The sequence below is a fragment of the Campylobacter volucris genome, assembly GCF_008245045.1.
GTDB classification, from domain to species: Bacteria; Campylobacterota; Campylobacteria; order Campylobacterales; family Campylobacteraceae; genus Campylobacter_D; species Campylobacter_D volucris.
Window position 1 is genome coordinate 272,207 of sequence record NZ_CP043428.1, and the last position, 24,613, is coordinate 296,819.

Consider the following 24,613-nt stretch of genomic DNA (forward strand, 5'->3'; position numbering starts at 1 on the left):
TGTGGATTTTTATAAATTTTTAAAATGTGTTTTGATGTTAAATAATAAAAAATCTTTTAAGGAAATATTTTATGGATAATAAAAATATGGTAGTATTAGGAGCTGGTATAGCAGGGGTTTCAGCTGCTTACCATATAAAACAGCAAAATAAACAAGTAAAAGTTTTTGAAAAAAATGATGATTATGGCGGTTTATGTGGAGGATTTTTTGTAGATTCTGTTAAAGGCAAATTTTGGTTTGATAATGCTGTGCATTTATCATTTGCAAAAGATGAGAATGTAAAAAATGCTTTTTTTGCTTCTGCAAAGCATTATACACATATACCACAATTGTTAAATTATTATAATGGAATTTGGGTAAAACACCCTGCACAAAATAATCTTTATCCTTTACCTTTAGATGTAAAGATAAAGGCTATCAAAGATATGTTGCAAAATACTTATAAAAATGATAAAGTGCAAAATTTTGAACAATGGCTTAAAGCTCAATATGGTAAATTTTTTTCAGAAGAATTTGCTATGAAATATACTAGGAAATATTGGACTTTAGATGCAAAAGATTTAAATACCAACCCTATGTTTGTAGGCCCAAGATTTTATAAACCAAGTATAGATGAAATTTTAATAGGTGCTATGAGTGAAGATACTCCAGTGACTTACTATGCCAAAGAGATGTATTATCCTATAAAAGGGGGATATAGAGCATTTTTACAAAATATGGTTAAAGAAATAGATATTGTATATCAAAAAGAAGTTGTAATTATAGATAATAATGAAAAAATAATTTATTTTTCAGATAATACTAAAGTAAAATATGAAAAGTTGGTTTCTACCTTGCCTTTGCCTTTGTTAGTAAAAATGTTAAAAAACACCCCGCAAGACATCTTAGAATCAGCTAAACATCTTCAAGCAACTTCTGTTGCTTTAGTTTCTTTAGGTTTTGACAAAGAAATTCCAAAGAGATTGTGGTATTATGTTTACGATGAGGATATATTTTTTGCAAGATTTTATAGTCCATCAGTAAAAAGTAGTTTTAATGCTCCAAAAAATTGCTCGAGTATGCAAGCCGAAATTTATTTTTCTGATTTTAAGTCTTTAGAAAAAATGAGTGGTAATAGTAGTAATTTAGCAGATTTTTTCATAAAACATGTTAAAGAAAAACTATTGCAAATGAATTTTTGTAATGAAAAAGATATTATATGTGAAGATTTTAGAATTATCCCTTATGCAAATGTGATTTTTAATCATGGCATGGAAAAACATAGAGATAAACTTCTTAATTATGTAAAAGATTGTAGTATATTAACATGTGGTAGATTTGGAGAATGGGATTATTTATGGAGTGATCAAAGCTTTTTATCTGGGAAGAATATTATAAATAAAATATAAAAAGGATTGTTGTGGAAAATAATATAGAACAATTTATTACCAAAATAAAAAAAGGATTGGATAGTTTTAAAGGACAGTTGTATGACTATCAAAATTATAATTGTGAGATGGCTTCATTTGCCAATATGATAAAAAACTATGATGTAGATGGAATGATAAAGTTTTGGAATGATAAGCAAAATTATAATTATTTTGAACTACAACATCCAATTTATAATAATATTAAAACTAAAGCTGTATATTCGATCCAGCATCTAGGACACAATTATGTATTTTTTGCTGATGAAACTAATGAATATATTTGGTGTGGTATACAAGGATTTGATGTTTTTAATTATTTTATAGTTGAAGATACTTTTTATACAGTTGTTCGTCAAGATTGGAGAAAATTAGACTTACAATTTATTGGAAATACTTTGTCTTATGAGTTGCTAAAATATAAAGAAATAGATTTTGGTTTTACTTTTGATCCAATTCTTCCATTAACACATTTTTTTGATAGCAATTTAGTTTATATATATTCTATAATTGTGAAAAAATTTGTACAAAATGTTCCTAGTTATTTTATTCCTAAACATGTGCAACTTACAGATGAAAAGCTTGTTTTTTTACGACCTATAATTATTATGGCAGAAATTACAAATTATCATTTAAAGCCTATAGAAAAGTTAATTAAAAGATTTGCAAAAGGAGTTTATAATGATGCTTTAAGTGATTCAAATAAATTTTTATCAGATGAAAAAAAATATGATTTAACACTATGGCTTGGTTTAACTTATAGAAATGGTGTTAAAACTTGGTTAAACCAAGTTGAAGCAAGTATTAATATCATTCAAAAATTACAAAAGACATTTAAAAACATTAGGGTTTATGTTGATGGTTTGAAAGAACGGGAAAACATACTAGGGCTTGGCGATTCTGCTGGTTATAATAATTCTTCATATGAGTATGCAGATTGTCTATTTAAACAAATTGCTAACAACTTAAATGCTGTGGATATTATTAATCTTAATAATTGTACTGTTAGAGAAGCTATTTGTATTTGTTCAAAAGTTGATATAGCAATAGCTGATGTTGGAGCGGGATCGTTTATTCCATTTTTATTTTGTCAAAAACCAACTATTATGTATGGAAATCATAATTATATAAAATATAGTGCGCGGCATTATCCTGATGAAAATACAAGAATTGTAAAAAAAGAATACTCTATGTCTATAGGTGTTTATAGTGGTGGTTGGGATGATCGTAATTATTGCATCTCTTGGGAGCATATATATAATTTAGCTGTTGAACTTTTAGAACAATCAAAACAACAGGGTAAAATTCAAATACCTAATAAAATGGAATTTTTAAATGTTACTTCAGTTGAATTACTTGTGAAACAATATGAATTAAAACAAGAATTAAAAACAAAATTACCTAATTTGCATCTTGATGAAGAAATTCTTAAATTTTTTAGCGAAAAAGAATTAAATCATTCTAAAACTATAATATTATTAACTAAAGAAAATAATGAGAAAGATAAGCATTTAAAAGATAAAAATGAAGAATTAAAGCAGCTTGAAAATACTATACAATCTTTACCTATTAAAAAACAACAACTAGAAATTTTTAATCTTGAACAAGATTTAATTAATAAAAAATTACAAACGAAACAATTATTTAAAAAATTAGATTATAAAATGTTTATATCAGACATGGTTGTGATTTATCCAAATTCAGCTAAACAAAAAATTCAAAACCAACTTTCATATAAGTTGGGTCAAGCTATGATAATAAATTCTAAATCTTTATTGGGTTATCTAAGAATGCCTTTTGTATTATCTTACATAAAAGATAAGCACCATCAAGAGCAAAAAATATACAAAGAAAAAATAAAAAAAGACCCATCTTTAGCTTTTCCTCCTTTAGAAAGCTATCCAGATTACCAAGAGGCTTTAAAAGAAAAAGAGTGTTTTACTTATAGATTAGGACAAGCCCTTTTAGAGGCTAGTAAAGAATGGTATAAAGGTGGATATATCAAGTTGCTATTTGAAATTAGAAAATTAAAAAAGGAAATTAAAGAAAAGAAATGATATTAAAATAGCACTAGTAAAAAAGATAATTTAACAATAAAAAATAAATTGTGAAAATAAGATAAAAATTAATTAGTTTAATATATAAAAAAGTATATAAATTTATATTTGTAGCGGAGTAAAATGATCCATTTAAATTATCTAGAATCACAATCCATCTACATCATCCGTGAAGTTATAGCTGAGTTTGAAAAGCCTGCTATGCTTTATAGTATAGGAAAAGATAGTGCGGTGATGCTTCATCTTTTGCGTAAGGCTTTTTATCCAGCTAAACCTCCACTTCCTTTAGTGCATGTTGATACTACATGGAAATTTAAAGAAATGATAGAATTTAGAGACAAACAAGCTAAAGAGCTTGGTATAGATTTTATAGTTTATCAAAATCCAAAAATCAAAGAGTTAAATCTCTCTCCATTTATACATGGTTCTGCTATGCATACTGATATTGCTAAAACTCAAGCTTTAAAACAAATGTTAGATTTGTATAAATTTGATGCAGTTTTTGGCGGAGCAAGAAGAGATGAAGAAAAATCGCGTGCAAAAGAAAGAATTTATTCTTTTCGTGATGAAAATCATTCCTGGGATCCTAAAAATCAGCGTCCAGAACTATGGGATATTTATAACGGTCGTCATAAAAAAGGTGAATCCATAAGAGTTTTTCCACTTAGCAATTGGACTGAGCTTGATATATGGCAGTATATTTATAAAGAAAATATAAAAATTCCAAGTTTATATTTTGCTAAAAAGCGAAAAGTGGTTGAGTATATGGGAACTAAAATTTTGGTAGATGATGATAGAATGCCAAAAGAACTTGTTAAAAATGCCAAGGAAGAATTAGTTCGTTTTAGAACCTTAGGATGTTATCCATTAACTGGAGCTATAAACTCAAGTGCAAGTAATGTTTTAGAGATTATTGAAGAGCTTTTGCTTTCTAAAACAAGTGAAAGACAAGGCAGATTGATAGATAGTGATGAAGAAGCAAGTATGGAAAAGAAGAAAAAAGAAGGGTATTTTTGATGAATATAGATTATGAAAAATACTTAAAAGAGCATGAAAATAAAGAGCTTTGTAGATTTATTACTTGTGGTAGTGTAGATGATGGAAAATCAACTCTAATAGGTAGAATGCTTTATGATGCAAAAATGCTTTTTGAAGATCAGATAATATCTTTAAAAAAAGATAATAAAAAATTTGGCAATGCTGGAGAAAAGCTTGATTTTGCACTTTTGGTTGATGGGCTTTCAAGTGAAAGAGAGCAAGGCATCACTATAGATGTAGCATATAGATTTTTTACAAGTAATAAAAGAAAATTTATCTTGGCAGACACTCCAGGTCATGAACAATACACTAAAAATATGGCAACAGGTGCAAGCACTGCTGATATTGCTATTATACTTATAGATGCTAGAAAGGGAGTTTTAACTCAAACTAAAAGACATTCATATATTGCAAGTTTATTTGGCATAAAGCAATTTATAATTGCTATAAATAAAATGGATTTAATTGATTTTGATCAAAATATTTTTGATAAAATTTGCAAAGACTATGAAAAAATTATACCTTATTTAAAAAATTCTAAAAAAATCAATACCCATTTTGTACCAATATGTGCTATAGATGGAGATAATATAGCTCATAAAAGCACTAATACTCCTTGGTATAAAGGAAAAACTTTATCAGAGCTTTTAGATACTTTGCCAATTTATACTCAAGATGATAACGAATTTATAATGAGTGTGCAATATGTTAATCGTCCAAATTTGGATTTTAGAGGTTTTTGTGGGAATATTGCAAGTGGTAAGATAAGTGTTAATGATGAAATTGTGATTTTACCATCTTTAAAAATAAGTCAAATTAAAGAGATTATCACTTCTAATGTAAATTTAGATAAATCTGTTCAAAGTTCTAAAAATGCAAGTTTTCCAAGTGCTATAACTTTAACCTTAAAAGATGAAATAGATATATCAAGAGGTGATGTGATAGTATCTAAACAACATGATGTGAAAATTTCAAATACCTTTAAAGCTATGATTATATGGATGAGTGAAGTTAAATTTGAAAAATATGGTAATTATTTAATAAAACTTGCAAATTCTACAAACAATATACAAAATATAAATATTGATTTTAAGAAAAATATCAATACTTTTGATGAATATACTAGCGATGAATTATATATAAATGATATAGCAAAATGCACTTTAACTCTCAATAAGAAAATACCACTTAAAAATTATGATGAAAACAAAACTTTAGGAAGTTTTATCATTATAGATAAATACTCTAATGAAACTTTAGCAGCTGGGATGATAGAAGAAATTTTAGATTTCAAAGAAAAATTAAGAATTTACACTCAAGAAGAAATCGAGCTTAATGCTTATATAAGAGAAAATTATCCTGAATGGGGATGTAAGAAGATATGAAAATAATTGTTGCATCAAGTATTTTGATTTTACTAATTTTGTTAATACAAAATAAAATTAAACCTTTTATACTTTTTGGAAGTTTGGCTTTATTGTATTATCTTTTAGAATATTTAAATTTAAACACTTGGCTTAGTTCTTATACGAATGATTCTTTAATAGTGCTTGTTTTATTGCTTTTAGTATCAATTGCTATAGAAAAAAGTGTGATTATAAATTGGTGTTCTAAATTTATCATAGGCAAAAATTATTATTTATCTTTGTTAAAATTAGGCATTATAACAGCCAGCATCTCAGCTTTTTTAAACAATACTGCGGTAGTAGCAAGTTTTATGAGTGTTATAAAAAATAATAAATTTCAAGCCCCTTCGAAACTTCTTATCCCACTTTCATACTTTTGTATAGTTGGTGGTACTATGACTTTGATAGGAACTTCTACAAATCTAATAGTTAATTCTTTTGCCGTGCAAAATGGTTTAAATAGTTTTAAAATTTTTGATTTTTTTACTGTTGGTTTTTGTATAAGTTTTAGCGTGATTGTAGCTATATTGATTTTTAGTTTTTTATTGCCTAAATATAAAGATGAAGAAAAAAAGCTTGATGAGTATTTAATAAGTGCAAAAGTTTTAAAAGATAGTTCTTTGATAGGAAAAAATTTAGTAGAAAATGGTTTAAGAAATTTAGAGTTTTTATTTTTGTTTGAAATTCAAAGACAAGATGAAATTATTTCTCCTGTAAGTCATAATGAGATCATAAAAGAAAATGATGTGTTAATTTTTAGTGGCGATGTTACTCATTTAGAGCTTTTAAGAAAATTTGATGGCTTAAAAATCGGTACTCAAGAAATAAAACACAATACATTAAATTTAGTCGATGTAATTATTAGTGCAGAATCAAATTTAATAGGAAAAAGCGTAAAAGAAGCAAATTTTAGAACTAAATTTGATGCTGGTATCATAGCTTTAAAAAGAGGTTCAAAAAATATTTCTAAAATTGGTCAAAGCTTTTTGCAAGCTGGAGATAGACTTATTTTAAGTGTGGGAAATGATTTTTACTCAAGAGATAATCTCAGTAAGAATTTTTATATTATCTCAAATATTATGCAAAATAAAAAATTAAATAATATTCAAAGTTTTATAGTGGTTTTTATATTTTTAGCTATTATTGCTTTATCTGCTTTGAAAATTGTAACTTTGCTAAAAGCATTGTTTGTTTTTTTGGTATTTTTGATTGTGTTTAAATTTGTAAGTTTTGAAGAGCTTAAAAGACGCTTTCCTTTGGAAATTTTTATCATAGTTGGATCATCTTTGGCTATAACTAAAGTTTTAGTTGATAGTGGATTGGCAAAAGATTTTGCTCAAATTATAATAGAAATTTTTGGAGTATATGGAGTATATGGAAGTTTCATTGGAGTGTATTTACTAACTTTACTTCTAACTGAGATGATTACAAACAATGCAGCAGCAGCCTTAGCTTTTCCTATAGCATATAGTAGTGCGATAGCACTTGAAGCAAATCCTACTCCATTTATATTAGCAGTTGCTTATGGAGCAAGTTGTGGATTTTTAATGCCACATGGATATCAAACACATTTAATGGTAAGTTCGATTTGTAGCTATAAAACAACTGATTTTATCAAAATTGGTTGGATAGTTTCTTTGGTTTATTCAACTATAGTTTTAAGTTTAACTCCAATATTTTTTAAATTTTAAGGGCTAAAATGAGTAAAAATTTAACTTGGCATACTAGTAATATAACAAAGACTCAAAGAGCTAAACTCAAAAATCAAAAACCATGTGTTGTATGGTTTACAGGACTTAGTGGTAGCGGTAAATCTACATTAGCTAATGCCTTAGAAGAAAAACTTTTTAATCTAGGATATCATACTTATATTTTAGATGGGGATAATGTCCGTCATGGACTTAATAAAGATCTAGGTTTTGATGAAGCTTCAAGGATAGAAAACATAAGACGCATCGGTGAGCTTTGTAAGCTTTTTGTAGATAGTGGTTTGATAGTAATTTGCGCTTTTGTATCTCCTTTTGAAAAAGATAGAACTTTTGTTAGATCTTTACTTAAAAAGGATGAATTTATAGAAGTATTTGTAGATACTCCTTTAGAAATTTGTGAAAAACGAGATCCAAAAGGCCTTTATAAAAAAGCAAGAAATGGAGAAATTCAAAATTTCACAGGTATAAATAGTCCGTATGAAACACCTTTAAACCCAGAAATTCACATACGAAAAGAGGATATTAAAGAAAATGTGGGTATGATTTTGGAATTTTTAAATGAAGGTAACATATGACTTGTTATTTGCATATAGGTACTATGAAAACAGGTACTACAAGTATTCAAAAATTTTTATATTTAAATCGTAATTTATTAAAGACGCAAAATTATTATTATCCTATAAGCATTAAACATCATAGACGAGATGATCATAATTTTTTTGCGCATAAAATTTATGATTTTTTGTGTAAAAATGAAAAAATTGAAAATATATGTTATTTTTTTAGTGTTCTTAAGAAAGAAATTATAGAAAGTAATGTGAAAAATATTATCATATCGTCAGAAAATATACAGTGGTTGTTTTTTGATAAGGAAAAAATTTTACATCTTAGAAAAATATTAGAGTATTTAGGTTTTGTTGAAATATTTATTATTGTGTATTTAAGAGAAAGTGCAGATTTATTTATATCAATGTGTTCAGAATTAATAAAAGGTGGTGAAAATTATGATTATTGTTACTTAAATCCAAATAAATTACATTCACATTATATGGTTTATGATTTTAAAACATCATTATCTTTATGGGAAAATATTTTTAATAAAAAAAACTTGATTATACGGTTATTTGATAATACGGAATTTTATAATAAAAATTTGTTGAAAGATTTTATATATAGTGTTAATATGAAATGGGATGAAAATTTTATATTGCCTCAAAAAGAAAATGAAAGTTTAAATTTATTCGGATTCGAATTATTGCATAGATTTAATAGGCTTAAACTAGGAGGATATTTATCAGGTAATCCAAATACTTTACTTTATTTTGTACAAAAATATACTCAGAAGATTAAAGATTTAAAATTTCAACCATCTAAAGAAATTATACAATCTTATATAGATCATTTTGAAGAATCAAATGAATGGGTAAGAAAGGAATTTTTTCCTCATAAAGACACATTATTTCCTAAAAAAGATTTAACTAATTATAAAGAAAACTATGAGCTTAAAGAAATGAAACCAGAATATTGGGATGCAATAGCTGAATTTGTAGCAGATATAATTCAAACTAAAAATCAAATAATAGAAGATAAAAATCAAATAATAGAAGATAAAAATCAAATAATAGAAGATAAAAATCAAATAATAGAAGATAAAATTTTGCAAATTCAGAATTTAGAACAAATCAATAATTTATTATCTTTTCAAACCAAACATGGTGCAGCCAAAGCTAGAATTCAAAACCAACTTTCTTATAAACTAGGTCAAGCTATGATAATAAATTCTAAATCTTTATTTGGTTATATCAAAATGCCTTTTGTGTTATCTTATATAAAAGATAAACACAATCAAGAACAAAAAATATACAAAGAAAAAATAAAAAAAGACCCATCTTTAAAATTACCTCCTTTAGAAAACTATCCTGATTATCAAGAAGCTTTAAAAGAAAAAGAATGTTTAACTTATAAATTAGGACAAGCTCTTATAAAAGCTAATAAAACTTGGTATAAGGGTGGATATGTTAAATTATGGTTTGAGATTAGGAAGTTAAAAAATGAATTTAAAAATAAAATGATATAATCTCTCTTTAAATTTTTAAGAGAGATTAATGGCATTTTATAGTACTTCAAAAAAACTTATAATTAATGTTAAAAATTTTTATAAAGCAAGATTTTTTAATATATTTAAACCCATAAATAAAGAAGATATTTTTTTGGGTTGGGGTAGAAAAAAATCAGGTTTCAAAGCTATAAAATTAGCTAAAAAGTATAATAGCAAGTTTTTGCTATTAGAAGATGGTTTTTTGCGTTCTTTAAATTTGGGTATAGAAAATAGTCCTAGTTTTTCTATTGTCAAAGATGATGTGGGAATTTATTATGATGCGACTGCGCCATCTAGACTTGAAAATATTTTAAATACATATGAATTTAACGAAGAAGAATTAAAACAAGCAAAAAAAGCTATAAAGTTGATAAAACAAGAAAAGCTAGGTAAATATAATAATAATTTATCCTTGCCAAAAGATTTGTTTAGCCAAAATGAAAAGCGAGTATTGATAATAGCTCAAGTTGGTAATGATGCTTCTTTAAAATACGGCCTAGCAGAAAATTTTTCCACTCAAGAAATTATAAATGATGCTATAAAAGAAAATCCTCAAGCTAAAATTTATATAAAAATTCATCCTGATGTGTTAAGCAGCAAAAAACAAAGTGATTTTGATGTTAAAGATATTCCAAAAGAATGTATTTTAATAAAAGAAAATTATAATCCAATAGAGCTTTTATCCTTTTTTGATAAGGTTTATACAAAAACTTCTGGTATGGGTTTTGAGGCTTTGATGATGGGGTTAGAGTGTGTTTGTTATGGCAAGCCTTTTTATGCTGGTTGGGGTTTAACTAAGGATAAGTTAAAATGTAAAAGAAGATTTAAAAAAAGAAAACTAGAAGAAGTTTTTTACGCTGCTTATATTTTGTATAGTGAGTATTTTAATCCTTATTTGGATAAAAAAAGCGATATTTTTGATACTATAAATACTTTAGCAAAATATAAAAAAATAGAGCAAATAAATTCAAATAATTTATATTTTTTAGGATTTACTTTATGGAAAAGATGGTTTATAAAGCCTTTTTTTCAAGCTAAAAAAAATAAAATTATATTTTTAAATTCTTTTGATGATATATTAAAATATAAAATTAATGAAAATGATAATTTTTTTATATGGGGAAAAAGATTTGAAAAAAAAGATTTAAAATCTTATTTGTATAATAAAAATATAAAAAACGACAATATTTTTTTAGTCGAAGATGGTTTTTTGCGATCTATTTTTTTAGGATCTGATCTTACTAGGCCTTTTTCTTTAGTGGTAGATAGCAAGGGTTTATATATAGATCCAAATCAAGAAAGTGATTTGGAGTATATTTTGCAAAATTATGAATTTGATGAAAATTTAAAGCAAAGAGCTAAAAATTTAATAAATACTATAATTACAAATAAATTTTCAAAATACAATGGCTTAAAACATGAAGATTTGAAATTTAATACAAATAAAAAGGTTATTTTAATCCCAGCTCAAGTAGAAGATGATGCTTCTATGATCTTAGGTGGAGCAGGTTTTGATACCTTAAAACTTTTGCAAGTTGTAAGAGAAAATAACAAAAATGCCTTTATAGTTTTTAAGCCTCATCCTGATGTTTTAAGTGGAAATAGAAAAGGTTTAAAAGATAAAAATATAATTTTAAAATATTGCGATGAAATAATTGAAAATGTAAGTATAGATAGTGCTATAAATGCAAGTGATGAAGTGCATACCATAACCTCTACTAGTGGCTTTGATGCGCTTTTACGTGGTAAAAAAGTTTTTACTTATGGCAAGCCTTTTTATGCTAATTGGAGTTTAACTAATGATATGCATAATATATCAAGAAGAACTAAAAAATTAAGCTTAGAAGAATTAGCAGCTGGAGTTTTGATACTTTATCCAAGATATATACATCCAAAAACTAAAAATTTATGCGAAGTTGAAGTTGCTTTAGATATAATGTTAAAAATGCAAGAAAAATATTTTTCAAATTTTTATTATAAGATGATTTTAGATTCTAAAATCTTTATACTTAGAAAAATTAGAAGAGCAATAGAGTTTGTTATAGGTAGATGAATTTAGGTAAAAAATTAAAAAAATTTTCTGGAAAAAATGTTTTATTACTTCAAGGACCTGTTGGAAGTTTTTTTTATAAAATTTCTAAAAAGATACCCGATGCTAATGTGTATAAAATCAATTTTAATGGCGGAGATTTCTTTTTTTATCCTTTTAAAAGTGTAAATTATAGAGGTAGTTTAGAAAATTTAGAAAATTTTTATATTAATTTTTTTAAAGAAAAAAATATTCAAATTATTATCATGTATAATGATTGTCGTAAAATTCATGAAATAGCCATTAAAGTAGCAAAAGAAATGGGTATAGAAATTTGGATATTTGAAGAAGGCTATATAAGACCTAATTTTATAACCTTTGAAAAAGATGGAGTAAATGCAAATTCTACCTTGCCAAGAGATAAAGAATTTTATTTAAATCATAAAAAATTTGACAAAGAATACAAAATAAAAAATTTTTCTAGCACTTTTAAAAATATGGCTTTTGCTTCGTTTTTGTATTGGTTTTTTGCTGCTTTGTTTGCTTGGTATTTTAATAATTCTTTGCATCATAGATCGTTAAAGTTTTTTGATTTTACTCCTTGGCTTTTGTCTTTATATAGAAAGAAAAAATACAAGATCACTGAAAAACCAATCAATGAAAAAATCATTAATCTCAAACAAAAATATTTTTTAGCCATTTTACAAGTTTTTAATGACACACAATTGTCCCATCATTATAAAAAAACTACGGAAAAATTTATAGAAGAAGTGATTATTTCTTTTGCTAATCATGCTAGAGCAAAATCTTATTTAGTTTTTAAACATCACCCTATGGATAGAGGCTATAAAGACTATACTAAATTGATAGAAAATTTAAGTTTAAAATACAATGTAGAAGGTCGAATTTTATATGTGCATGATTTGCATTTACCTATGCTTTTAAGCAACGCTAGAGGCACTATAGTTATAAATAGCACGGTAGGACTTTCAGCCTTGTATCATGGGAGTTCTTTAAAGGTCATGGGAAAAGCATTTTATGATATAGAAGGATTAACCTATCAAAAAAGTTTGCATACTTTTTGGAAAGAATGTAGAGCTTATAAACCTGATGCAAGATTGCATGCTAAATTTAGAAATTATGTCATTTATAAAACTCAAATAAATGGGAATTTTTTTAAAAATACTAGTTTAGATTAAATTTTCTTTTTATAATTTTTAGCAATTTTTTTCAGCTTAAAAGGCAAACTTATATAGCCAATCTTAAAAGGAGTTCTTGAAGCTTGCAAAAGTGCATTTCCTAAAAGATAAGGCAAATGAGTTTTAGCAATTTGAGCTTGTTTGTAATCAGCATAAGCTTTTAGAGGCGGTAAGTCTTTAGTATTTGTTTGGTTTTTCAAATGATGTTTTTTGATTTTTATTAATTCAAAAGGCATTTTTAAATATCCTGTAAAACTTTTACTATTTTTTATAATTACTTCTCCGAGCTTATAGCTTAATCTTTCTTTGATTCTTAAATTAGCCCCGTAAAGCTTGGTATTTTTAGATATAAAAAGCTCAAATTCATTTTTTAAATTTTTATGTGTTAAAAATTGCATGAGATTGTGATTTTGACTTTGTAAAAAAGATTGTTTATCAAATTTAATATTTTCTTCGTATTCATGGATTAATTTTGCATAAAATTCTATAGGAGGGATTAAAAAATTTTCATTTTTTTTCTCAAGATTTAAATTGCTTTGATAAAAATCATCATTTTGCAAAAGTAATATTCCTATTAAATCAATATGATTTAATTTAGTAGTTTTTTCACTTATATTAACCCCGCTACTTGCTTCGCTTTGTTTAATATTTTGAGGATTAACATAAAAATAAGTTTGAGTATCTATAAAAGCTTTATCGTTTTGTAAATCTTGAAAATTATTAATCATATTAAAATTTTTATGGATTTGAAAATTAGCATTTTCAATACTTATGGTAGATATAGCATGAGTAATTAAATTACTTTGAGTCCAAGTATGAATTCCTAAAATTTGATATCCTAGGTATTCTTGTGGGAAAAATATTTTTTCTAAAGCATTAATTCTTATTACTTTTTCACAAAAAAATGAATTTTTATGTTCAAATTTAGCTAAATTTGGAGTAAAAATAAAATATTTTCTCTTAGAACAAGGGATATTTTCTTTGGATTTTTTAAAATGATTTAAATGATTGATGATATTTTTACCAAGTTCTTGCATAGCAAGTGGCATAGGATGGAATTTATAGTTTTGATCAAAGGCATAAAGATTATTTTGCTTAAAATAAAGATCTACATCGATTAAATTAAAACCATAGTGATAGCAGTTTTTCCTATGAGTTTCATTAATGGCTTTAGCTTTATCATTTTGTGCAGGTATAGGTAAGATTAAAACAATAGTTGTTTTTTGCATTTTATATAATTGCTCGTAAAAATAATCAATATTTCTAAGCAAAATAGTTGTGTTAATAGGACTTAAATAATCATTGATGTTTGATTCACTGATGATAAAATCAGCATTTTTTATGGTTTTTGCATGACGGATTAGTTCGTATAAATTTTGCAAAGAAGTGCTAAGTCCTAGGGCAAAATTATGCAAGATGGTATTTTTGTGTTCAAGTCCTATTCTAAGACCATTTTTAACAACACTATTACTCCCACCTAGTAAAACTATCTCCATAGCACCTTCTTTAATTTTTATTTATGAATTTTATAAAATATTTTTTAATAAATAATGTAAGAGTAAAAAACTCTTTTAGTCTTAGTATTTAAGCATTTGACAAAGATAATAACTTTAGCTATATTTTTGAGTTATTTTTAAGTTGGGTTTGCTATGGAAAAAGAGTGTAAAAAAAGAGATGTTTTTTATATAGCTGGTTATGATCCTAGAGGATATAGGCATTATTATACTATGTTTAAAAAGAATTTATCTTTGCAAAATGAAATTTTAAAATACAACTATACAATTTCAAAAAGCCAAACAAAACCTAATTCCTTTCCTTTTTGGGAGATAAATACTGAAAAAACTGAGATTAGATACACTTTTTTAAGCTGGAATGATATAGTTAAAAAAAATTGGTCGCAAGATTTAAAAGATGCTTTGTATGATTGTTATGGTTTTTTTAGAATTTATACCATCACAGGGCTTTTTATAAAATTTGGAAAAGAATCTTTTAATCAACTTGCTACAGGGTATTATCCATTTTTTTATGTATTATTGAGTTTGATTTTTACTTTAAGTTGTGCTTTTGGAGCTTTGTTTTATCTTAAAAATTTTCATTTAGCATTAGGAATTTTAGCTTTTATTGTGTGTTTATTTGTTTTGCCAAAAATATTATTTAAATTTGGAAAAAAATTAGCTGTGTTTTGGATAGCTAGAATTTGTTCATTTTGTGCAAATTGGGAAAAAAATAGACAGGGTCAATTAGAACAAAGAATGCAAGAATTTTCTCAAACAATTTTTGAAAATTTAAAAACTCATTCTAAAGAAAAAGATTATGAATTAATTTTAATAGCTCATAGTGTAGGAACGATTTTATGTATCAATGTTTTGACTAAAGTGCTAAAAAAATGCGAGCAAGAAAATATTGATTTTTCAAATTTAAAAATACTCACTTTAGGAGAGTGTATTCCACTAGTAAGCTATCAGAAAATATCACATGAGTTTAGAAAAGATTTAGAGTATTTAGGAAGTAAAAATTTAATATGGTATGATTTTACTTCTATCATTGATGGAGCTTGTTTTGCACAGGTTGATTTCATACGCACAAGTGGAGTAAAAGCTAACTTTAGTCCAAAATATCTTTCAGCTAAATTTCATACTTTATATCACAAGCAAGATTATAAAAAAATCAAAAAAGACAAATATAAAGCACATTTTTTATATTTATTTTCTACGCAAATTAAAGGCGTATATGACTTTTTTGACTTTATAATGGGCAAAAATATGCTAGAAGAAAAAATCAAATAAAGGAGTAAATCATGGGTCAATGTCCTTTTCATCCAAAGCCTTATAAAAATAAGGCTTCTACTCTTATGACTTTTTTACTTAAAAGAAGATCTTGGCTTGATGGGTTGTATGAAAGAAGCTATAAAATGATGATGGGTAGAGTCCAAATGCCTGGTTTTGATCTTTATGTGGTAAATGATCCAAAAGAAGTAAGACGCATTATGGTTGATGAGGTAAGAGAATATCCAAAAAGTCAGCTTTTACATGAATTACTTGAGCCGCTTTTGGGTGTTAGTATCTTTACTACTAATGGCAGGGTTTGGGAAAAACAAAGAGAATTGTTAAGGCCATCTTTTGAAATGACTAGAATTTCTAAGGTTTTTGGCTTGATGAGCGAGGCAGCTTCTGATATGATGGCAAGATTTGATAAATATGAAGATGGTGCCATCATTGAAGTAGATGAAGCGATGACTTTTGTCACTGCAGATGTGATCTTTAGAACCATTATGTCTTCAAAATTAGATGAGGTTAAAGGAAAAATAGTTTTAGATGCTTTTGTAACTGTGCAAGAACAAACAGTCAAAACTGCTATGAGAAGAATGTTTCGTTTTCCAACTTGGCTTTCAAATCTTTTGGGTGAGAAAAAAAGATTAAAAGCTGGTATGACTATAAGAAAAGTTTTATCTGATATTATCAAACCAAGATACGAAAATGCTTTAGCTGATAAGGGAAAATACGAAGATATTTTATCTTCTTTGCTTATGGTGGTAGATGCAGATACTAATGAAAGATTTTCTTTTAATGAAATTTTAGATCAAGTAGCAATGTTATTTTTAGCAGGTCATGAAACCACTGCAAGCTCGCTTACTTGGACGCTTTATATTTTAAGCATCAGTGAAAAAGAACAAGAAAAAGCTTATGAAGAAATCATGCAAGTTGCAGGGGATGAAAAATTTACCATAGAGCATATTAAATCGATGAAATATCTTACTAATATTTTCAAAGAAAGCTTAAGACTTTATCCTCCTGTGGGATTTTTTGCTAGAGAAGCAAAACATGAAAGTAAAATGCGTGATAAGCTTATAAAAGAAGGTTCAGGAGTAGTGGTAGCTCCTTGGCTTATACACAGACATGATAATTTTTGGGAAAATCCTCATGAATTTGATCCAAGTCGCCATGAAGATAAAAGCAAGATTAAAAAAGATACTTATATGCCTTTTGGTATGGGAGAGCGTATTTGTATAGGGCAAGGTTTTGCTATGCAAGAAGCAATTTTAATTTTAGCAAATATTTTAAGGACTTATAAGTTACAATTAGAAGAAAATTTCACACCAGATGTTGTAGGAAGACTTACTATAAGATCAGCTAATGGTATGAATATTAAATTTATCAAAAGGAAAAAATGAAAGAAAAATTAGCAGGAACAATTTTACTTTGCGCTATCGTTCCTTTGGCGGTGATTAGCTATCTTTTTATAGTTATAGTGGGTACTTTTGGAGATGCAGCTAGAGTTAGACAAGGTGTTAGAGCATTAGATCACTTTGTCAATGCGACTTTGTTTAATGGCTATGCTTGGGAGTCTTTGTCTTCGCATGCTTGGAGAGAGCGCCATAAAAGATGGGCAAAAATAGTGATAAAAATAACAGATTTTTTTGATAAAGATCATTGTCAAAAGGCCAATAAAAGAGAACAAGCTATCGTTGATTTGGTATTAGAAAAAAAACTTACCGAGCAAACTGTCGGTAAGCAGCTTTAGCTTTCTCCAAATAAAGCTTTAAGGTTTTTCAATGCTTCTTCTTGATTTAAAGTTTTATCCTCGCTATTTACTTCATTAAGCTCTATTTCATAACCAAGCAACATTGTAGCCAAGCGTATATTAATACCACTTTTACCAATAGCCTTGCTTTTTTGCTCACTATTAATGCTAACAATAGCTTTTTTATCTTCAATTTGCACTGAATTTATAATAGCAGGAGCTAAGCTTCTAGTAATTAAAATTGCCATTTCATTAGAATACTCAATACAATCAATGTTTTCATTTTTTAATTCTTTACTAACAGCATTGATTCTTACTCCTTTAACTCCCACAGTTGCACCTACTGCATCAACACTTGGGCTATTTGCTTGCAAGATAATCTTAGCGCGCTCACCTGGAATTCTAGCACTTGCATAAATATTAATTAACCCATCTTTAATTTCAGGAACTTCAGCTTTTAACAAAGCTTCTAAAAATTTAGGACTCGTTCTGCTAAGTTCCATTCTCATACCAGTTCTATCTATATATACATGTCTAATGACAGCTTTTATTACATCGCCAACTTTAAATTTTTCACCTTTAATGCGATTTTTTCTAGGTAAACAAGCACGAAATTCATCAATTTCTACATAAGTATTTTCTTCACTATCTATTCTAACAACACTACCAAATACCATATGTCCAACCATTTTTTGATATTTTTCGTATATTTTTTCTTCTAAAAGTTTTTGTATGTTGTATTCTAATTCTTTATGTAAGATATTTACAGCAGTGCGACCTAAATTTTCCAAATAGCACTCATAAGTTAGTTCATCTCCTATTTCTACATCTTTTGCTTCTGCTTTTGCTTTGCTTAGAGCGATAAAATGCTCATTTTCATTTTCTAATCTTTCATCATTATCAGCAACTACGATGATTTTTTGATAAAGTTGTAAATTTTTTCCTGAATCAACAAAAAATTCATATTTATCACCATAAATTTTTTTAGCTGTATTAATAAGTGCTTTTTTTACTCTTTGACGCACATCTTCAATTTGTAAATTTTTTTCATTAGCAATGGACTCTATAATATCTGTGATTTTTTCCATAATGACAATACTACCTTAATTTTGGGATTTTAATTTTTGTAAGGGTTAAATTATATCTTTAATAAGTTTAATTAAAAGTAAAATTTGTTATAATTTTAGATTAAAAACATTACGAGGATGATGATATGGATTTAAAAATAGCAAGAACCTCTGTGGATGAAAAGCCAAAAAGTATAAGTTTAGAAAGTATTGAAAAGGCTATAGATAAAGAAGGTCAGAAATTTTTTTATTTTGATAAAGATAATGCACATAAGCAGCTTATAGCTTTGGTTGAGCACTTTGAAAAAAAAGGAAAATGTGTTTATCATAGAACGATTAAATATGGCTTAGATGAGGCTGATTATATGTATGAGGTACATATTCTTTGAGTAAAAAACTTTTTATACAAACTTTAGGTTGTGCTATGAATGTAAGAGATTCAGAGCACATGATAGCCGAACTTAAAGAAAAAGAAAATTACGAACTAACTCAAGATGCCAAAGAAGCAGATTTGATTTTAATCAATACTTGTTCAGTGCGTGAAAAACCTGTGCATAAACTTTTTTCAGAAGTTGGAAGTTATGAAAAAATCAAAAAAAATGGTGCAAAAATAGGAGTTTGTGGATGTACTGCTTCTCATTTAGGGGATGAAATTTTTAAACGCGCTCCTAATGTGGATTTTGTTTTAGGCGCTAGAAATGTTTCTAAGATCACTCAAGCAGTTAATACCCCTAAATTTTTAGGCAATGATATAGATTTTGATGAGAGCAATTATGCTTTTGCTGATTTTAGAAATAGTTTTTATAAAACTTATGTAAATATTTCTATAGGATGTGATAAACATTGTACTTATTGTATAGTGCCACATACTAGAGGGGATGAAATTTCCATACCTTTTGAGATTATTAAAAAAGAAGCATTAAAAGCTGTTTTTAATGGTGCTAAAGAAATTTTTTTATTAGGACAAAATGTTAATAATTATGGTAAAAGATTTTCAAATGCTCATGAAAAAATTAATTTTTCTGATCTTTTAGAAAAACTCAGCGAGATAGAAGGTTTGGAGCGTATTCGCTTTACAAGTCCACATCCTTTGCATATGGATGATAGATTTTTAGAAGTTTTCTCAAAAAATCCAAAAGTATGCAAATCCATGCATATGCCATTGCAAAGTGGCTCGAGTGAAATTTTAAAGGCTATGAAGAGGGGTTATAATAAAGAGTGGTATTTAGATAGAGCCTTAAAACTTCGTTCAATGTGTGATGAAGTGAGTATTTCTACTGATGTTATTGTAGCTTTTCCAGGTGAGAGTGATAAAGATTTTGAAGATACTTTAGATGTGCTTGAAAAAGTGCGTTTTGAGCAAATGTTTTCTTTTAAATATTCTAAAAGACCGTTGACTAAAGCAGCAACTATGCCAAATCAAATTCCAGATGATATTGCTTCAAAGCGTTTGAGTGTTTTACAAGCTAGACATACTGAAATTTTAGACGAAATTGTTTTAAGACAAAAGGATAAAGAAGTAGAGGTATTATTTGAAGAATTAAGAAGCGAAGGAAATATTGCAGGCAGAAGTGATAATAATTTTTTAGTTCAAGTAAAAGGAAGTGAAGAATTATTAGGTCAAATGAAAAAAGTAAAAATCACCAATCCTAAGCGTATGGTGTTAAATGGCGAAATCATTTAAAATCGATTGTATAGCTTTTGGAATTTTTTTACTTCAATGGCTGATTTTTTTAACTTGCAAAAAGGTGTATTTAGGAGAGGCATTACCTAAAAAATCTTGCGTTATACTTTTTTGGCATGGAAGATTAGCCTTAATGCCTTTTGCATATAAAAAAATGGGTATTAAAGAAAAAAAAGCTTATGTGATGATTTCTCATCATAAAGATGGAGAAATCATTGCTAGAAATATTGCATTTTTTGGCTTAAATACTTTAAGAGGAAGCACAAGTAAAGGAGCTTTGGCTTTATTAAGACAATCTTTTAAAATTTTAGATCAAGGAGATGATATCATCATTACCCCAGATGGACCAAGGGGACCATTTCATAGCATTTCAGATGGCTCTGTGATAATAGCATTAAAAAAACAAACTCCTCTTTATTTGCTTAATTATGAAGCAAGTTCATTTTGGGAATTTAAAAGTTGGGATAAAATGATACTCCCTAAGCCATTTTCAAAAATCACTTATAGATTGAGTGAAGAAATTAAAATTCAAAATTTAAATTTAGAAGAAGCTAAAGTGTTGATAAAAGAAAAATTTGATATTATAAGTCAAATGGATAAAGGCTAATTATGCTATCTTTTCTTAGAAAATACATTTTACAACTTTTAGTATGTATATGTTATGATAAAAAACAATATACCATTAGATGTCATACTTGGAAAAATTCTAAAGCTGTTGATACTTTTGAAAAAACTTTTGAAGATAAAGCTAGGGCTGTTGAATATGTTAAAAATTTAAGTAAAGATTTTCAAATTTATTATATTAACACCTTTTTTACTTCTATAGCTCAAGGTGTGGCTCCAAGTTCTAATTATAAAGAACTTTCTAAATTTGGAGTTGATACAAATACGGTAAAATGCCTACCATTAAATAATGCTTTGATGTATGTAGCAAATTCTTCTTTAGAACTTTATCAGCAAGATTTTGAAGATTTTGGTGGGCTTGATTTGTTGTATTCTCCATTTTTCTTGCTATATCATAGTATAGAAAAAAAAGGTTTTGATGATAAGGTAAGTTTATATGTGTATAGATATCATGATTTTGTAGCAATGTTAATTTGTAAAAATAAAGAAATATATTTTGGTAGTTATTTTGATATAGCTAGTCAAGATTATAATGAAGAAGAAATTTTTGAAGATATGCAAGATGAAGAAGAGCCTTTAGAATTAACCCAAGAGTTAGAAGGTGAAAAAAATGAAGAAGATGTTGAAAATACTGAAGAAAATTATGAATTAAAAAGTTTAGAAGAAATGGGTGAAGATTTTGACAAAATAGAATCTTTAGAAGAACAAACAGAGCAAGCACCTATGGAAGATTTAGAAAATTTTAGCACCAATATGAAAATGATAGAATTTATCATTGATAGTGTAAAAGAATTTTATAACAATCCTTTATATAATAATAATTTTTTGGAAAAAATAGTGATTTTTGACGAAGAAGAATTTAGCAATACTTCATTAGATTATTTAGAAAATGAGCTTTTTATAAGACCAGAAGTAGAGTTAATTGATACTCTTGATATCATGAATGAGCTTGTAGTAAGGGATTTAAAATTATGAAATATAGTTTGATAGAGCCTAAAGCAAAACCTGTATTTAATCTTTTTACTAGAATTTGGATTTATTTTACACTAATTAGTGTTTCGTTGATTTTGATGGTTTTTGTGATAGTTGTTTTTAAAAGTTCATATGCTTTTATACAACTTAATAATAAACAAGAAGAACTTATTCAAATTTTATCTCAAATTGAAAATAATAAATTAAAATTTTCCGAGCTTCAAAAGCAAAATTTTCAAGCTGTGGCTGTTGTAGGCGATGATGATGAAGATGGAAAAAATTTAACTTTATTAAAAAGTGTGAAAAATTTATTCACTTTAGTTCCAAAGGATATTTCTTTAGACGAGGTTATTATAAAGGATAATTCTTTAACTTTGCGAGGTATAACTCCAACTAAAGAGATGTTTTCTTTGTTATTAGAAGCTCCATTAAAAAGTGTTTTTACGATTTCTAAAACGAGTTATTATCCACTTGAAAATGGTTGGTATAGATTTGTAAGCATTAATACATCTGGGGATAATTATGAATAAAAAAGATAGAAGTCTTGAAGAAGTAGATATATTAAAAATTTTAATTTTTTCTTTTTCTTTTATTGTTATTTGTGCGGTTTTGATTTTATTTTTAATTGTTCCTTTTTTAAAAGATTACAAGCTCACTCATTCAAAACTTGCTAGACAAGAAATTCAAAATACAAAAGCATCTACTGAGCTTGAGAGTTTAGAAAAAATTATTGCAAGTTTTCAAAATACCAACCAAACTCGTTTAGCTCAGATAAATTCTGAATTTTCTACTAAAGATTTTTTAAAATTTATGCAAAATTATTTTGAAGAAGTCCAATTTAAATCAGTTCCAATTTCTAAACCAAAAGATTATTTAAAATATAAATTTAGCATTGAAGCTAAAATTAAAAATCCCCAAGCTTTTTATTCTTTTTTAAATGATTTACAAAAATACAAAAATTTAGTGGAGATTGATTCTCCGGTTGAATTTAAATCTAAAGAAAAATACATTGAGTTAAAATTTAACGCAAATGTATTTTATGCTAAAGCTATTGAAAAATAATCACTTCATTATTTTGATAAGGGTTTGATTCTTTTGTTGTGTTAGTGTCTTCTTCAACTAGATCTTGTGTTTTTATTTCTGTGGTAATTTTTTCATATTTTGGGATAGAAGTTTGCAAATTTACACTCATTTCTTTATAAAATTTGATAAATAAATTATCCACTTCTAAAACACTAGCTGAAGTATTTTCATTGATTTGAGTAGGAACAGCGCTATAAACTTGTTTAAAAGTGTCAAATCCTGCTTGAGATTTGATTGGATAATTAATTGTAATAGCATCATCAAATTTAGTAGAGCTATTAATAGAAGTAGTATTTCCGTCTAAGTTTGCTAGGGTGTTTTGCGCTTCAAGTATTAGCATAAAAGAAGATTCAACATTTTCTCCACCAAGACCTGAACTTCTTAAAACCTTATCTTCATATAAACTTGCGTTTATAATCATCGTAAAAGTATAATCAGCACCATCTTGGACTATTTGATAACCTTTGTTTTCTAAGATGGTTTTTACATCTTTTATAAGTTGATCTTTTAGTAGTTGCAAACTTTTGTCTATTCTTTGATTAAGAGTTGATTGTTCAAAATAAGAACTATAAAAAGTATTTTTTGAAATTTGAGCTTCTAAAATTTTTATTTTTGGCCCATCGACATTAGTTGTAGTATTATGCTCTTGAATTTGGGTTTTAAAACTAGGCATAGAAATATGATAAGTTTTTTGATTATCAGCACAAGCTATGAAAGATAGTATTGTTATTAAAAATATTAATATTTTTTTCATACATAAACCTTAAAAATTAATTTTTATAATTATAACAATTTTTTGATATATTATGACTTTTATATAAAGGTGTATTATGGAGTATTGGCAAAATATTTATGCAAATTTTGATGTAGTTGCTTTTGAGCTTTTTGGTTTAAAAGTTCATTGGTATGGCATAATGTATGTTTTGGCTTTATTGGTTGCATTGTTAATAGCAAAGTATTTTGCAAAAAAAGATAAGATGGGAATTTCAAATTCCATGCTTGATAGTTATTTTATATGGGTTGAAATCGGAGTGATTTTAGGAGCAAGATTAGGGTATATTTTAATTTATGATGCAAATACTTTATGGTATTTGGCAAATCCTTGGCAAATTTTTAATCCTTTTTATAATGGTGAATTTGTCGGTATTAGAGGTATGAGTTATCATGGTGCTGTAGTGGGATTTTTAATCGCAACTTATGCTTTTTGCAAAAAAAATAAGCAAAATATGTGGAAATATCTTGATTTAGTAGCTATTAGCGTTCCTTTAGGATATGTTTTTGGTAGGATAGGAAATTTTTTAAATCAAGAATTGTTTGGAAGAGCTACAGATGTGCCTTGGGGTATTTATGTAGATGGAGTATTGCGTCACCCTTCACAACTTTATGAAGCATTATTAGAAGGAGTGGTGGTTTTTGGAGTTTTATTTTTTGTTAGAAAATTTAAAAAATATGATGGTCAATTGATAGTTTATTATACTATGCTTTATGCTGTGGCTAGATTTATTTGTGAAGCATTTAGAGAGCCTGATTTTGGTTTAGGCTATGTATTTATAGGACTTAGTATGGGTCAGATATTAAGCATTATAATGTTTTTATTAGGACTATTTTTATCTTTTTATTTAAAAAATATTAAAAAAATTTTTTAATTTTTTATTTTTTTAAGAAAAAAAGTTTTATAATTGCTCCGATGTTAAACTTATTAACTTTTCAAAGGAGCAAA

At 26.9% G+C, this 24,613-nt stretch carries 22 protein-coding genes; 19 read left to right on the forward strand and 3 right to left on the reverse strand.

Translation table 11 applies throughout. The features are described 5' to 3' along the window. Nucleotides 1-71: 71 nt before the first annotated feature. The 9 genes from CVOLT_RS01535 to kpsS all read left to right on the forward strand — a co-directional run bounded on the left by CVOLT_RS01535 (nucleotide 72) and on the right by kpsS (nucleotide 12,942). On the forward strand, nucleotides 72-1,388 hold the full coding sequence (locus CVOLT_RS01535; protein ID WP_039665139.1) for a protoporphyrinogen oxidase-like protein: 1,317 nt from the start codon (nucleotides 72-74) through the stop codon (nucleotides 1,386-1,388). Between the two features lie 11 nt (nucleotides 1,389-1,399). After that, entirely contained in the window at nucleotides 1,400-3,463 is a 2,064-nt protein-coding gene (locus tag CVOLT_RS07995) for a DUF8374 domain-containing protein (RefSeq protein WP_052243147.1), read from the forward strand. Nucleotides 3,464-3,586: 123 nt separating this feature from the next. Beyond that, a complete protein-coding gene (gene cysD, locus CVOLT_RS01545) occupies nucleotides 3,587-4,480 on the forward strand; it encodes a sulfate adenylyltransferase subunit CysD (protein WP_039665140.1) in 894 nt (297 codons plus the stop codon). Beyond that, a complete protein-coding gene (gene cysN / locus CVOLT_RS01550; protein WP_039665141.1) occupies nucleotides 4,480-5,886 on the forward strand; it encodes a sulfate adenylyltransferase subunit CysN in 1,407 nt (468 codons plus the stop codon). Before cysD ends, cysN begins: the two co-directional genes overlap by 1 nt. Beyond that, nucleotides 5,883-7,598 (forward strand): SLC13 family permease, encoded by a 1,716-nt coding sequence (locus CVOLT_RS01555; RefSeq protein WP_039665142.1) that lies wholly within the window; start codon nucleotides 5,883-5,885, stop codon nucleotides 7,596-7,598. The genes cysN and CVOLT_RS01555 overlap by 4 nt, the downstream gene beginning before the upstream one ends. 8 nt (nucleotides 7,599-7,606) lie before the next feature. Further along, entirely contained in the window at nucleotides 7,607-8,191 is a 585-nt protein-coding gene (gene cysC, locus CVOLT_RS01560) for an adenylyl-sulfate kinase (protein WP_039665143.1), read from the forward strand. Continuing rightward, on the forward strand, nucleotides 8,188-9,693 hold the full coding sequence (locus CVOLT_RS08000) for a DUF8374 domain-containing protein (protein ID WP_052243148.1): 1,506 nt from the start codon (nucleotides 8,188-8,190) through the stop codon (nucleotides 9,691-9,693). Before cysC ends, CVOLT_RS08000 begins: the two co-directional genes overlap by 4 nt. Nucleotides 9,694-9,721: 28 nt before the next feature. Next, nucleotides 9,722-11,767, forward strand: a complete 2,046-nt coding sequence (locus CVOLT_RS01575) for a capsular polysaccharide export protein (protein ID WP_039665144.1) — start codon at nucleotides 9,722-9,724, stop codon at nucleotides 11,765-11,767. Then, a complete protein-coding gene (gene kpsS, locus CVOLT_RS01580; RefSeq protein ID WP_039665145.1) occupies nucleotides 11,764-12,942 on the forward strand; it encodes a capsule polysaccharide modification protein KpsS in 1,179 nt (392 codons plus the stop codon). Before CVOLT_RS01575 ends, kpsS begins: the two co-directional genes overlap by 4 nt. Here kpsS and CVOLT_RS07955 read toward each other — a convergent pair. Then, nucleotides 12,939-14,438 carry a DUF8374 domain-containing protein gene (locus CVOLT_RS07955; RefSeq protein WP_039665146.1) on the reverse strand — a complete coding sequence of 500 codons (1,500 nt, stop codon included), beginning with the start codon at nucleotides 14,436-14,438 and terminating at the stop codon, nucleotides 12,939-12,941. The two genes, kpsS and CVOLT_RS07955, sit on opposite strands and share 4 nt — an antisense overlap. Nucleotides 14,439-14,591: 153 nt before the next feature. Between CVOLT_RS07955 and CVOLT_RS01590 the strand changes: the two genes are divergently transcribed. The 3 genes from CVOLT_RS01590 to CVOLT_RS01600 are packed head-to-tail and all read left to right on the forward strand — an operon-like array spanning nucleotide 14,592 to nucleotide 17,463. Next, on the forward strand, nucleotides 14,592-15,728 hold the full coding sequence (locus CVOLT_RS01590) for a hypothetical protein (protein ID WP_039665147.1): 1,137 nt from the start codon (nucleotides 14,592-14,594) through the stop codon (nucleotides 15,726-15,728). A gap of 11 nt (nucleotides 15,729-15,739) precedes the next feature. Next, on the forward strand, nucleotides 15,740-17,113 hold the full coding sequence (locus CVOLT_RS01595; protein WP_039665148.1) for a cytochrome P450: 1,374 nt from the start codon (nucleotides 15,740-15,742) through the stop codon (nucleotides 17,111-17,113). Next, nucleotides 17,110-17,463, forward strand: a complete 354-nt coding sequence (locus tag CVOLT_RS01600; protein WP_039665149.1) for a hypothetical protein — start codon at nucleotides 17,110-17,112, stop codon at nucleotides 17,461-17,463. The genes CVOLT_RS01595 and CVOLT_RS01600 overlap by 4 nt, the downstream gene beginning before the upstream one ends. On the opposite strand, the gene nusA is transcribed toward CVOLT_RS01600, so the two are convergent. Then, nucleotides 17,460-18,551: a transcription termination factor NusA gene (gene nusA, locus CVOLT_RS01605; protein ID WP_039665150.1), complete on the reverse strand. Its 1,092-nt coding sequence runs from the start codon at nucleotides 18,549-18,551 to the stop codon at nucleotides 17,460-17,462. The two genes, CVOLT_RS01600 and nusA, sit on opposite strands and share 4 nt — an antisense overlap. A 125-nt stretch (nucleotides 18,552-18,676) precedes the next feature. Between nusA and CVOLT_RS01610 the strand changes: the two genes are divergently transcribed. The 6 genes from CVOLT_RS01610 to CVOLT_RS01635 are packed head-to-tail and all read left to right on the forward strand — an operon-like array spanning nucleotide 18,677 to nucleotide 22,872. Next, nucleotides 18,677-18,919, forward strand: coding sequence for an HP0268 family nuclease (locus tag CVOLT_RS01610; RefSeq protein ID WP_039665151.1), 243 nt, complete (start codon nucleotides 18,677-18,679; stop codon nucleotides 18,917-18,919). Beyond that, a complete protein-coding gene (gene miaB / locus CVOLT_RS01615) occupies nucleotides 18,916-20,214 on the forward strand; it encodes a tRNA (N6-isopentenyl adenosine(37)-C2)-methylthiotransferase MiaB (RefSeq protein WP_039665152.1) in 1,299 nt (432 codons plus the stop codon). Before CVOLT_RS01610 ends, miaB begins: the two co-directional genes overlap by 4 nt. Further along, nucleotides 20,198-20,821 carry a lysophospholipid acyltransferase family protein gene (locus tag CVOLT_RS01620; protein WP_039665153.1) on the forward strand — a complete coding sequence of 208 codons (624 nt, stop codon included), beginning with the start codon at nucleotides 20,198-20,200 and terminating at the stop codon, nucleotides 20,819-20,821. The genes miaB and CVOLT_RS01620 overlap by 17 nt, the downstream gene beginning before the upstream one ends. Nucleotides 20,822-20,823: 2 nt before the next feature. Continuing rightward, entirely contained in the window at nucleotides 20,824-21,813 is a 990-nt protein-coding gene (locus tag CVOLT_RS01625; protein WP_039665154.1) for a DUF8341 domain-containing protein, read from the forward strand. Further along, the gene (locus CVOLT_RS01630; RefSeq protein WP_039665155.1) at nucleotides 21,810-22,340 is read left to right on the forward strand and encodes a hypothetical protein; all 531 of its coding nucleotides are present in this window, start codon (nucleotides 21,810-21,812) and stop codon (nucleotides 22,338-22,340) included. The genes CVOLT_RS01625 and CVOLT_RS01630 overlap by 4 nt, the downstream gene beginning before the upstream one ends. Next, nucleotides 22,333-22,872 (forward strand): hypothetical protein, encoded by a 540-nt coding sequence (locus CVOLT_RS01635; protein WP_039665156.1) that lies wholly within the window; start codon nucleotides 22,333-22,335, stop codon nucleotides 22,870-22,872. The genes CVOLT_RS01630 and CVOLT_RS01635 overlap by 8 nt, the downstream gene beginning before the upstream one ends. Here the strand turns inward: CVOLT_RS01635 and CVOLT_RS01640 are convergent. Further along, nucleotides 22,859-23,647: a hypothetical protein gene (locus CVOLT_RS01640; RefSeq protein ID WP_039665157.1), complete on the reverse strand. Its 789-nt coding sequence runs from the start codon at nucleotides 23,645-23,647 to the stop codon at nucleotides 22,859-22,861. The genes CVOLT_RS01635 and CVOLT_RS01640 overlap by 14 nt on opposite strands. Nucleotides 23,648-23,723: 76 nt before the next feature. Between CVOLT_RS01640 and lgt the strand changes: the two genes are divergently transcribed. Then, nucleotides 23,724-24,539 (forward strand): prolipoprotein diacylglyceryl transferase, encoded by an 816-nt coding sequence (lgt, locus tag CVOLT_RS01645; RefSeq protein ID WP_039665158.1) that lies wholly within the window; start codon nucleotides 23,724-23,726, stop codon nucleotides 24,537-24,539. Nucleotides 24,540-24,613: the final 74 nt, after the last annotated feature.